The organism is Pseudomonas sp. RSB 5.4 (genome assembly GCF_037126175.1).
Taxonomy (GTDB): domain Bacteria; phylum Pseudomonadota; class Gammaproteobacteria; order Pseudomonadales; family Pseudomonadaceae; genus Aquipseudomonas; species Aquipseudomonas fluorescens_H.
Window position 1 is genome coordinate 2,394,789 of record NZ_CP146986.1, and the last position, 12,009, is coordinate 2,406,797.

Annotated in this window: 9 protein-coding genes; 4 read left to right on the forward strand and 5 right to left on the reverse strand. The window is 61.8% G+C overall.

Annotated features, from left to right (window positions below):
* The first annotated feature begins 100 nt into the window (after positions 1 to 100).
* Complete coding sequence (locus V9L13_RS10645; RefSeq protein ID WP_338802471.1) at positions 101 to 2,917, forward strand: winged helix-turn-helix domain-containing protein; 2,817 nt, start codon at positions 101 to 103, stop codon at positions 2,915 to 2,917.
* On the opposite strand, the gene V9L13_RS10650 is transcribed toward V9L13_RS10645, so the two are convergent.
* A complete protein-coding gene (locus V9L13_RS10650; protein WP_338802472.1) occupies positions 2,873 to 4,330 on the reverse strand; it encodes a winged helix-turn-helix domain-containing protein in 1,458 nt (485 codons plus the stop codon). The two genes, V9L13_RS10645 and V9L13_RS10650, sit on opposite strands and share 45 nt — an antisense overlap.
* A 160-nt stretch (positions 4,331 to 4,490) precedes the next feature.
* Entirely contained in the window at positions 4,491 to 5,441 is a 951-nt protein-coding gene (locus tag V9L13_RS10655) for a GlxA family transcriptional regulator (RefSeq protein ID WP_338802473.1), read from the reverse strand.
* Between the two features lie 212 nt (positions 5,442 to 5,653).
* On the opposite strand from V9L13_RS10655, the gene V9L13_RS10660 reads away from it, so the two are divergent.
* Positions 5,654 to 6,376 (forward strand): pirin family protein, encoded by a 723-nt coding sequence (locus tag V9L13_RS10660; protein WP_338802474.1) that lies wholly within the window; start codon positions 5,654 to 5,656, stop codon positions 6,374 to 6,376.
* Positions 6,377 to 6,425: 49 nt separating this feature from the next.
* Here the strand turns inward: V9L13_RS10660 and V9L13_RS10665 are convergent, their stop codons facing one another.
* Both V9L13_RS10665 and V9L13_RS10670 read right to left on the reverse strand, forming a co-directional pair.
* The gene (locus tag V9L13_RS10665) at positions 6,426 to 6,821 is read right to left on the reverse strand and encodes a hypothetical protein (RefSeq protein WP_003226336.1); all 396 of its coding nucleotides are present in this window, start codon (positions 6,819 to 6,821) and stop codon (positions 6,426 to 6,428) included.
* 249 nt (positions 6,822 to 7,070) lie between these two features.
* The gene (locus V9L13_RS10670) at positions 7,071 to 7,946 is read right to left on the reverse strand and encodes a LysR family transcriptional regulator (protein ID WP_338802475.1); all 876 of its coding nucleotides are present in this window, start codon (positions 7,944 to 7,946) and stop codon (positions 7,071 to 7,073) included.
* Between the two features lie 173 nt (positions 7,947 to 8,119).
* Between V9L13_RS10670 and V9L13_RS10675 the strand changes: the two genes are divergently transcribed.
* On the forward strand, positions 8,120 to 9,118 hold the full coding sequence (locus V9L13_RS10675) for an NAD(P)H-quinone oxidoreductase (protein WP_338802476.1): 999 nt from the start codon (positions 8,120 to 8,122) through the stop codon (positions 9,116 to 9,118).
* 109 nt (positions 9,119 to 9,227) lie between these two features.
* Complete coding sequence (locus tag V9L13_RS10680; protein WP_338802478.1) at positions 9,228 to 10,172, forward strand: alpha/beta fold hydrolase; 945 nt, start codon at positions 9,228 to 9,230, stop codon at positions 10,170 to 10,172.
* Here V9L13_RS10680 and V9L13_RS10685 read toward each other — a convergent pair.
* Complete coding sequence (locus tag V9L13_RS10685) at positions 10,169 to 11,980, reverse strand: ABC transporter ATP-binding protein (protein ID WP_338802479.1); 1,812 nt, start codon at positions 11,978 to 11,980, stop codon at positions 10,169 to 10,171. The two genes, V9L13_RS10680 and V9L13_RS10685, sit on opposite strands and share 4 nt — an antisense overlap.
* Positions 11,981 to 12,009: the final 29 nt, after the last annotated feature.

The window sequence follows — 12,009 nt, forward strand, 5'->3', positions numbered from 1 at the left end:
CAAACCTGAGGAATATGCTGCGATACCTTGCACCCGACGATCTGCGTCCTCACGCAGCGTTCATTTGCCAGGATCGCCGCATCACCGCAGGAGTGTGCTGTTGAGTCTTTCCCCGAATCAGGCCATCGGCTTCGGCCCCTATCGGATCTACACCGGGCAGCGGCTGGTCATGGAAGGTGACCAGCCGCTGCGCCTGGGTCGGCGCGCCATGGACATTCTGCTGATGCTGCTGGCGCATGCCGGTGAAGTGGTGAGCAAGCAGCAACTGCTCGCTGGCGTGTGGCCGGACAGTGTCGTCGAAGACATCAATCTGCGAGTACACATGGCCGCCCTGCGCAAGGCGCTGGGCGATGGTCAGGCCGGCCAGCGCTACATCGTCACCGTGGCCCAGCGCGGCTACAGTTTCGTTGCCCCGCTGACGGTGCAAGTCAGCGGACAACGGCTGCTGGAGGCAGCACCCGGACGCCATAATTTGCCGTTGCGCCATACCCGGATGATCGGCCGCCAGCCGCTGGTGGACAATCTGATGCAGCAACTGCCGCGACAGCGTTGCATCACCCTGGTCGGCCCCGGCGGAATCGGCAAGACCACCGTCGCCCTGCGCGTCGCCGAGCAGTTGCTCGGACGCTATCGTGACGGCATCCGCCTGCTGGATCTGGCACCGCTCAACGACCCGACGCTGATCGCCTCGCAACTGGCAACCCTGCTTGATCTGGCAGTGCACGACGGCGATCCGCTGGCAGGGGTGATCAATCATTTGCGCGAGCGGCAGATGCTGCTGGTGATCGACAATTGCGAGCACCTGATCGATGCCGTGGCGCTGCTCGTCGAGAGCCTGCTGAGCGGCGCGCCGCAGGTGCACATTCTGGCCACCAGCCGTGAAAGCCTGCGCGCTGAAGGCGAGTTCGTGCAGCGTCTGGAATCCCTCGATTGCCCGCCAGCGATGGCCGTTCTCGATCGCCAGCAGGCGATGGGTTTTGCTGCCCTGCAACTGTTCGTCGAACGGGCCATGGGCGCCCATGAACACTTTGAACTGAGCGACGCCGACGTACCGCTGGCCATGGAAATCTGTCGGCGCCTGGACGGTATTCCGCTGGCCCTGGAGCTGGCGGCAGCGCAGGTCGAGAGCCTGGGCCTGAGCGGCTTGCTGGAGCAATGGCAGGGCCATCTGCACCCGCTGGCGGCGGGCAACCACCCGCGCCATGCGCGGCACCAGACATTGCACGCCACACTGGACTGGAGCTTCAACCTGCTCAGCCCCTGCGAGCAGACTTGCCTGCGCCGCCTCGGGGTCTTTCGCGGCAGCTTCAGCCTGGCATCGGCCGCGGCGGTGATCGTCGGTCAGCACATCGATCCGACGCAGGTACTCGCGTCGGTCACGCAACTGGTGGGTAAATCGCTGCTGAATGTGGATGTTGGCGATGAAGAAGTGTTTTATCGCCTGCTCGACACGACCCGCCATTACGCCCTGGAAAAACTCGAATACAGCGGCGAGCACGAAACCCTGCGCGAACGCCACGCCGAACGCTGTCTGGCATTGATGGAGCAGGCGCAGACCGAATGGGAAAGCACTCCGAGCACGCAGTGGATCGAGCGCTATGCCCGAAGCCTGGAAGACCTGCGCGCCGCGCTGGACTGGAGTTTGCACGGCAACGGCTCGCGACATCTCGGCATCCGTTTGACAGCGACGTCGGCCGCGTTGTGGCAGGAGCTGTCCTTGCTCAAGGAATATGGCGACCATGTGCGCCAGGCACTGACCTTGCTCGGCGGTGCCGAGCAACCCTGCCCACGTCTGGAGATTGCCCTGCAACTGGCACTCGGCAGCGCCTGCTACCACACCTGGGGCGGTTCGCCGGAGACTGTCGACGCCTTCACTCAAGCCAACGCATTGGCGCAACAGCAAAACGATGTCGCCGGACAGTTGCGTGCCATCTCCGGGCACCTGGCGGTCAATCTCAGTTGCGGGCATTACCAGGCGGCATTGCTGCAAAGCGAACAGTTTGATCGTCTCGGCGGCCACGACGAGCCACTGCTGTCGTTGAGCATTCACCGCTTGCGCGTCCTCGCCCTGCACTTCGCCGGCGACCAGCCGCAAGCGCGGGTCAGTGCCGAGCAAGTGATCCAGCGCATGGCCCACAGTGGCTATCGCAACCGCTTCACTCACGGTTTCGGCGTGCAGTACGACCAGAGCGTGGCTTCGCTGACCATTCTTGCCCGGGTGCTGTGGCTGCAGGGGTTTCCCGAACAGGCTTGGCGCACCGCTCGGCAGGCGCTGGACATCGCGGTGCAGATCAATCACGGCACTTCGATCTGCTACACCCTGGCGCTGGCCAGCTGTCTGATCGCGCATTACAACGGCGACGACAAGAACGCTCGCGCGCTGTTGCAACTGCTGTTGGAGCAGGCGCAGAAGCACTCGGTGCTGCTGTTCTATCGCTGGGGCCGGCACTATGCGCAGGTGATCGATAAGCATCTGGCCCAGCCCGACGCTTCGGCGGATAACGGGTTGATCAAGGAGCTGATGGTCACGCTCGATGTTCGCCATATCGATGACGCGTTGCTGGAGCGGGCGCACAGCGGTGCGGCAGGCTGGAGCACCGCAGAAGTGTTGCGGGCCGAGGCTGAGCGGTTATTGGCGGATGAGGCGGGTTGTGCGCAGGGACGCCTCAGCGAGCAGGCAGAACAACTCCTGCAAAACGCTCTCGCCATCGCCCGCTCCCAGGGCGCATTGGCCTGGGAGCTACGCAGCGCCACCTCATTGGCACAACTGTGGCAGCGTCAATCACGCCATCGCGAGGCACTGGATCTGCTGACCCCGATCTACCAGCGCTTCACCGAAGGCTATGCCACCCCGGACCTGCGCAAAGTGCGCTCACTGCTCGACGCGTTGCGTGGCCAGTTGTCCGCCCGCGCTTGATCGATTTCGTCCGCTGTACAGGACATGACGCTGCAGGTTATCCATCCGTTCAGCGCTGGTTTCCAGCTGTTCGCGGACATAACAGCGAAGGGTGTTGAGCATCCGATACCGCGTCGAATCTCCACCGCGCTCCATCGTCAGCCATGACTTGGCGGCCAGGCGTTCAATCACCGCCCGCAGATGCGCACCGTCAATGACCCGCAGCGCAGCGTCCGCGGTGAAGGCCATGTTGAACACCGACAGGCGCTGCAATACCCGTCGTTCACAGGGACGCAGATCCTGATAACTCCAGTCCAGCGCGGCGCTCATGGATTGATGCCGGGGCATCGCGGTGCGTCGGCCATGACTGAGCAGGCGCAGACCGTTGTCCAGTTGCGCTAGCAGCCCCACCAGCGCCAGCGCATCGATTTGCGCAGCCGCCAGTTCGATGGCCAGCGGCAAACCGTCCAGGCGCCGACAGATCGCGCCCACGGTGTGCAGATCCTGCTCGCGCAGGCGGAAATCGTGCTGACGGGCACGCGCACGGCTGACCAGCAATTGCACCGCCGAATAGCCCATGAGTTCGTCGACACTGGCCGGTGCCGACGCCTTGGGGAAGGTCAATGGCGCAATCGGTTGCAGGGTCTCGAGATGGGCTTGCAGCGGTTCGCGACTGGTGACCAGTAGCGCCAGCCGCGGCGCCGCCAACAGCAATCGTTCCACCAGCGCCCGGCATGATTCGCGACGCCGCTCGCCGTTATCCAGGATCAGCAAGGCATGCCGCGACGCTAACGTATCGAACGAGGTATCCAGAGTGTGCAGCAGACAGTCGAGCAACGACGGCGCATCACCGGCAATGGACAGGTCGATGTACCAGACACCGTCGCGATAATGCTGCAACAGCAACTCGGCCACCCGCAACGCCACCGTGGATTTGCCGATGCCCGCCGGGCCCGTCAACGTCATCAGCCGGCACAGCGGCATTTGTCGCACCAGGCTGCCGACCAGCGAATCGCGGCCGATGACCGGGGTCAAGCGTGCGGGCAGGTTATGTTGCGGCGCCTGTAGGGTTTCGAATACCACTTGCGCGACACTGTCGCCGTGCACCGGGGCGATAAAGCTGTAACCACACTGCGGCACATTGACGATGTAGCGCTGGCCGTTTTCACCATCGCCCAGCGCCCGGCGCAACGCAGCGATGTGCACCCGCAGGTTGATCTCTTCGACCACACTGTCCGGCCACACCCAGGCGATCAACTGCTCCTTGCGCACCACTCGACCAGCGTGCTCGACCAGCACCTGCAAAATATCGAGAGCGCGCCCGCCCATGCGCAACTGTCGATCCCCTTCGAGGATCAACCGTTGGCGCAGATGAAAGGCGTATGGCCCGAAATGCAGGACCGATGCAGCGGGTAAGTCGTTGTGGCTGTTCATGCCGTTTTCCGGCGCCAGTGCTCGCGGGCAGCATGCCCTCGGCGTCCAGTGCCTCTCCCTCCCAAGCGTTGCCGTTTATCTTGGCAGGCGCCGGTAACGGCACAACCTCCGTACGGGGCGCAACACGGACATCCGGATGCACCGGACGGACACAACCGCTCTAGCTGAACTGTTCGCGGTATTGCGCCGGGGTCAGACCAAGCTTTTCAGTGAACAGAAAACGCATGTGCCGCACACTGCCGAAACCACTTTTATAGGCGACGGTCTTCAACGGCAGCTCGGTGGTCTCCAGAAGATTACGCGCGCAATCGATCCGGGCGTTTTGCAGAAATTCCATCGGCGTCATGCTCACATCCCGCGCGAACAGCCGCGCAAAGTGCCGGGTACTCATGTTCGCCAGACCCGCCATGCGCTCGACCGTGAAGGCTTCTTCGAGGTGTTCCAGTACATGGTTCTGCACCCGCGTGATCGCGGTTTCCTGGGGGGATACTGCCGCCATCAACGGACTGAACTGTGCTTGTCCGCCCTGTCGTTTCATCACCACCAGCAGAACCTTGGCCACGTCCTGAGCGACTTTTTTCCCATGATCCCGGGCAACCACGGCCAGCGCCAGATCGATACCGGCGGTCACGCCTCCCGAGGTAATCAGATTGCGGTCTTCCGTGTAGATCCGGTCGGTCTCCACCTGCGCCTCGGGGAAGGCCTTGATCAGTCGTTCGGTGTAGTTCCAGTGCGTGGTCACGCGATAACCGTCGAGCAGACCGGCATGCCCGAGCACAAAGGCCCCGGTGCAGATCGAACCGTAGCAACCAGCCTGCCTCACCGCGCGCCGCAGCCAGGCGAGCAGCGCCGGGTGTCTTTCGTTATAGGCACCCGGCCCACCCGGTACCAGCAACAGGTCGAAGGCCGGGGTCGGGTCGTCGATATGGCGGTCGGTCTGCACCTGCACGCCATTGGACGCCCGCAGCATCCCGCGCTCGGTGCCCAGGGTAATCAGTTGATAGTGATCTTCGGGCTTCAAGTAGCGATTGGCGACCGAAAACACCTCCATGGGACCGGCCATGTCGAGCAGAAGAAAGTCGGGAAACAGCACCATTGCCACGGTTTTCATGGGTGAACATCACTGAAATCAAGGAAAAGGAAGCAAGCCTCGCATTATGGCCAAGTGCGTAGAGAGCGGCGAAAAGAATGCGTGATCGACTGCGCAAAACTGTCAACCTGAGAGGGACAGTATTTCAATTTCCATCTACTTATTGCATCCATCGTTTAACAGTAACCTTCTCCTCACTCGGACGAATCAACGTCCCGCAAGGAGAATCCATCATGCTGACCCTTCGCAAAGCTTCCGACCGTGGCCTCGCCAATCATGGCTGGCTGAAGTCCTTCCACACCTTTTCCTTTGCCAGTTACCGCGATCCACGCGAACAGGGTTTTTCCGACCTGCTGGTGATCAACGACGACCGCGTGGCGGCCGGCAAGGGTTTCGGCCAGCACCCACACCGCGACATGGAGATCTTTTCCTACGTGCTTGAAGGTGCGCTGGAGCACAAGGACACCCTGGGCACCGGTTCGGTGATCCGCCCTGGTGATGTGCAACTGATGAGCGCCGGCAGTGGCGTGGCCCACAGCGAGTTCAACCATTCGGCCACCCGGCCTGTGCACTTTCTGCAGATCTGGATCGTGCCGGAAGTGGCCGGTGCCAAGCCGCGCTACCAGCAAGAGCACTTCAGTGCGCAGAAAAAACGTGGCCGCCTGCAACTGATCATCTCGCCGGACGGCGCTGATGGCTCGCTGAAAGTACGTCAGGACGCACGGGTCTACGCCGGCCTGCTCGACGGCCAGGAAAGCGCAACGCTGAAACTGCCGGCCAACCGTTATGCCTACGTGCATGTGGCGCGTGGCAGCGTGGAACTCAACGGCGTGCAGTTGCAGGAAGGCGACGGTGTGCGGGTTCGTGAAGAACAGGCCCTGACCTTGAGCAACGGCGTGGATGCCGAAGTGCTGGTGTTTGATCTGCGGCCGCAGGAGTTGCCGCAAATGCCATGAGGCACGGGTTTAACGCCTGCAAAAACGGCCTTCATTTGAAGGCCGTTTTTTATTGCGGTGGCAGTGGCGTTGGCAACTCCGGCGATTTGGGTGTGTGGGCATCCTTGCCCGCCTGGACCGCCGCGAAGGTGGTTTGTATAGCTACGTACATGTTGGCTTGATTGGCGTAATAGGCCCCAACGACGATGGCGACTATTCCAAGTAACTGGACAGCCGTTGCTGCCCAGACGTTGGCCTTGACGGTGGCGCCCTGCCTTGCTGCGTCCTGCGCGCCGTCGGCAATTCTGCGCATCTCTTGCGTAATCAAGTCGTAGCGTTTGTCGCGCTCAACCTGAACAGATAGAAACCCGTCAATTTTCATTGATACCGCGTCCAGTCGAGCATCCATTCGTGTCTCGATGGTCTCGATCCTGGCATTGAATTCTTCTCGACTGATGGCGCCCATGACTTGCGTACTCTGACCGTTACCCGTTATGTCACTGCTTTGAAAGTGACTGAGTTCCCTGGCTTCCAATTCGACACCTTTATCGGGCTACCGATACCGTCCGTGGTATGTCACTCCAGTGCAAGCGTGCGGCCTCGCACCAGCCTTTGGGTACGATAGCCCCCGGTCCTTCGGCCTACAAGCCAGCGGATTCTGCGTCCGGCGTAGGCCATTTCGTCAGACCTTGTGAGTTCGCCGAGAAAACGCGCCTTACTCGTTTTCCGACGCAAACACCTCGACGATCTGCTCGATCACTGCCCTCACCCGCGCGGTATGACGCAGGTCCGCATGGGTCACCAGCCACACTTCGTACGGCTGCGGCCGGGTACGCTGCGGCCAGAGCCTGACCAGACTGTCGCGTTCGCCCATGTACAGCGGGATTTCTCCTACACCAATGCCCGCCGCAATCGAGCGACGCATCAACAGGCTGGAACCGAGGCTGGCGACGATTCGTCCGCGGCTGATCGGCTCCCCCACCAGGTTCAGGTCCCGGTTGCTCTGCAGATACGGTTGATAAACCACCAGATCATGCCCGGCGAAAGCATTGCCGGGTTCAGGTTCTCCGTGGGCCTCAACGTAAGCTTTTGAGGCGAACAATCCCGTTGGCCAGCGCGCGATGCGCCGGGCGATCAGGTCCGGATTGTCGGGCCGGGTGTTGCGTACGGCGATATCCGCCTCGCGCTTGGCCAGACTGAGGATCTGCGTGGAGGCGTCCAACTGCACGCGTACGTCCGGATGCAGTTCATGCAGGCGGGCGATGGCCGGGATCAGGAAGTCGATGGCCAGCGAATCGGTGGTGCTGACCCGCACCGTGCCGGTCAGACGATCATCCAGCCCCTGGATCTGCCGCTCCAGCTCCAGCGCCGAATGCTCCATTTTCTCCACGGACCTGAGCGCCGCTTCACCGACAGCGGTCAGCGCATAGCCGTCAGACGTGCGCAGGAACAACGTCGCGCTGAGGGACTTTTCCAGTGCGGTAATCCGCCGTCCTACGGTAGCTTGATCCACACCCAACACCCGCGCTGCGCCGCGCAGTGTCGACTCGCGACAGACCGCGAGAAATACCCGTGCGTCATCCCAATTCATCTGATCCCCCGTTGATGCAGATTTGCATCACTGTGCCGCCAAAACGCTGCGCTAAAGCAGCAACAATAGCCGATATCCTCACCCCTGTTCTCAAGCTTGAAATGCTTTTGCAGGGAATCATTGGCGCCCCTTTGAACTCCCACCTACAGACCACCTACGCAACAGGACCGGATATGACATTGCCCAGCGAAATGACCCGTATCGAAATCACCCAACCCGGTGGCCCCGAAGTCTTGCAGGCCAAACACGTGCCCCTGCCCGTCGCCGCAGCCGGTGAAGTGCTGATTCGCGTGCATGCCGCCGGGATCAACCGCCCCGACGCCCTGCAACGGGCCGGCAAATACCCAATGAAGCCCGGAATGAATCCGATTCCCGGCCTGGAAGTGGCCGGCGAAGTCGTGGCGCTGGGCGCCGGCGTCAGCGAGTTTGCCGTGGGCGACAAGGTTTGCGCGCTGACCAACGGTAGCGGTTACGCCGAGTACTGCACTGTCCCGGCCGGACAAACCCTGCCGATCCCCGATGGTCTGGATTGGGTGCAGGCAGCCGCCATCCCGGAAACCTTCTTTACCGTGTGGGCCAACCTGTTCGGCCTCGGTAACGCTCAGCGCGGTCAGCGGGTGCTGATCCACGGCGGCACCAGCGGCATCGGCACTACCGCGCTGATGCTCTGCCGCGAATTCGGCATCGAAGCCTTTGCCACGGCCGGCAGCGCGGATAAATGCGCGGCCATCAGCGAACTGGGTGGCCAGCCGATCAATTATCGCGAGCAGGACTTCGCCGCGGTCATCGCCGAAAAGACTGCAGGTCAAGGGGTAAACGCGGTTCTCGATATCATGGGTGCTTCGTACCTCAACGGTAATGTCAGCGCATTGGCAATGGATGGCCGGCTGGTAATGCTCGGCTTTCTCGGCGGCGGACGGGCCAACGACGTCGACCTGCTGGCGATCATGGCCAAACGCGCGGTGATCACGGGTTCGTTGCTGCGTGCGCGTACCTCGGAGGAAAAGGCCGCAATTGCCGAGCAACTGCGCGAACACGTGTGGCCGGTGCTGGCCGCCGGGCGCTGCCTGCCGATCATCGACAAGGTCTACTCGCTGAACGATGCGGCCCAGGCGCATGCACGCATGGAAGGTGGCGATCACATTGGCAAAATTGTGCTGCGGGTGGACTGAGCCGCAGCATTTTGTAATCGTTGCAAGCACACGGCGGTCGAAAAAGTCACGCGCAGGCGGAGGCTTCTGGTAAAAAGCCTTCTTTGTCTGCGTTGTGGTGAACCGTTTAATGTTCCTGTCCTTCATGACTCGTTTGCGTCGTCGCCGTCTGGCGTTCGCCTGCATGGCTGCGCTGATCATTGGCGTGCCGACGAGTTGTGCGGTGCTCGAACACACCGAGCGCAAACTGCTGTTTCGCATCGAACCGGGCACGGCCGGCTGGTATCACGGCTTGCCGGGCAGCGTGCAGGAACTCGACTTGCAGCCCAAGAGCTTCAAGGCCGGGCAGAATATTCATGCCTGGTGGTGGCCGGCAGAAAAAACCAATGCCCCGGCAATCCTCTATCTGCATGGCGTGCGCTGGAACCTCACCGGGCAGTTGTTCCGTATCGAACAACTGCGCGCGGCCGGCTACTCGGTACTGGCCATCGACTACCGTGGTTTCGGCCAGAGCAAGGGTGATCTGCCTTCAGAAAGCAGCGTGTACGAAGATGCTCGTGTGGCGTGGGAACGTTTCAAACTGCTGCAGCCCGACCCGAGCAAGCGCCTGATCTACGGTCACTCCCTGGGCGGTGCGGTGGCGATTGATCTGGCCGCCGAACTCGGCCAGGACGCGGCTCGGGACCATACCCCGCTGCCGGTCAAAGGCCTGGTGATCGAGTCGACTTTCACCTCTCTCGCCGATGTGGCGGCGGCGGTGGCCAACACTTCGCTGCCGGTACGCTGGCTGCTGTCGCAGAAATTCGACTCCATCGACAAGATCGCCGAGATTCACATGCCACTGCTGGTGGTGCACGGCATGGCCGACGCGTTTGTGCCGCCGCGCTTCAGCGAGCAACTGTTCAACGCCGCCCAACAACCAAAGCGACTGCTCTTGGTGCCGGGAGCCACCCACAACAACAGCATGGCGCTGGGCGGACAGAATTATCGCAAGGCAATTGATGCGCTGATGCAGTTCAAACCCGCGCCCCACGTCGCAGGACCCGCGCTGGCACGCAGCGCACAGGACTCCTAGCGATAGCCGCGAGCCTGCAGATCAAACAGCTTGGCATAGTGTCCATCGGCGGCGATCAGGCTGTCGTGATCGCCCTGCTCCAGTATCCGTCCGCCCTCCAGCACCATGATCTGATCGGCGTTGCGCACGCTGGAAAAGCGATGGGAGATCAGCAGGGTCATGCGCCCTTCGGTGTGCTGGCTGAAATGCTCGAACACTGCCGCTTCCGCCGCCGGATCCAGCGCCGAGGTCGGTTCGTCGAGGATCAGGATGTCGGCATCGCGGCGCATATAGGCCCGGGACAAGGCAATCTTCTGCCATTGCCCACCCGACAACTCCTGACCGCCGGCAAACCAGCGGCCCAACTGCGTGGCGTAGCCGCGGTCGAGCCCTTCGATGAACGGCGCGGCCATTCCCTCGGCGGCCGCTGACTTCCAGCGTTGTTCTTCATTGAACGCCGAGGTATCCCCCACGCCGATGTTTTCACCCACAGTGAACTGGTAGCGAATGTAATCCTGAAAAATCACGCCGATACGCCGACGCAAGGTGATCTCTTCCCAATCCTGCAAATCGCTGCCATCGAGCAGAATGCGCCCCTGATCCGGCCGATACAGGCGGGTCAGCAATTTGATCAGCGTGGTCTTGCCTGAGCCGTTCTCCCCTACCAGCGCCACGCTCTTGCCCGGCACCAAGTGCAGGTCGATACCTTCCAGCGCTGCACGGGTTGCTCCGGGATAACGGAAACCGACGTTTTCAAAGCGCAGGCCATCGCCCGGTTGCGCGCCGACAGTGAGGTGACCGGAATCGGCCAGCACCGGTTCGGCCAGGTATTCGTACAGATTCGACAAGTACAGACCGTCCTCGTACAAGCCGCTGATCGCACTCAGGCTGCTGCTGACCGCACTCTGGCCCTGCTTGAACAGCACCAGGTACATGGTCATCTGGCCGAGACTGATATTGCCGTGCACGGCATCGATCACCACCCAGGCGTAAGCCAGATAGAACGCCCCGGTGCCGAGCAATCCAAGACCGAAGCCCCAACCATCGCGACGCAACGTCAGGCGCCGATCCTCAGCGTAGAGCTTGGCGAAGGTGTCCCGATAACGCTGCAACAGCAACGGCGCGAAGCCGAACAGCTTGACCTCTTTGATATAGGCCTCATGGGACAGCAAGGTTTCGATGTAATTTTGCTGCCGACTCTCCGGGGCCCGGCGGGTGAACAAGCGGAAAGCGTCGCCGGAAAAATGCGCCTCGGCAAAGAACACCGGCAACGCGCCGATCACCAGTAAGACCAGCGCCCACGGCGAAAAATGCACCAGCAGCACACCGAAGCTGATCAACATGATCAGGTTCTGGATCAGCCCCAGCGACTTCATCACCAACGCCAGCGGCCGGGTCGAAGCTTCGCGGCGCACGCGGACCAGTTTGTCGTAGAACTCGGAATTCTCGAACTGCACCAGCGACAGGGTCTGCGCCTTCTCCAGAATCAGCGTGTTGACCTTCTGCCCCAACTGCACCCGCAGCAACGACTGTTGCACCGAGAGCGCCCGTTGCGTGCCGGACAACAGCGCCAATACCCCCGCCTCCATCAACACATAACGCAACACCGGCCACAGTGGCGCATCGCCCTGCTGCGCGTGCAACTGCATCGCCGTCACGACCGCATCGACAATGCGCTGGCCCAGCCACGCAGCCAGCGCCGGCAGAACGCCGGCAATCAGGGTCGCCAGCACCAACCCCAGAAACAACCCGCGTGATGTCGCCCAGACCAGCAACAGGGCGCGCCGGGCCTGATCGAACAGGGCGTTGAAGCGGGAAATCAAAGGCATGGCAGATCAAGCTCGACAGGTCGTACAGG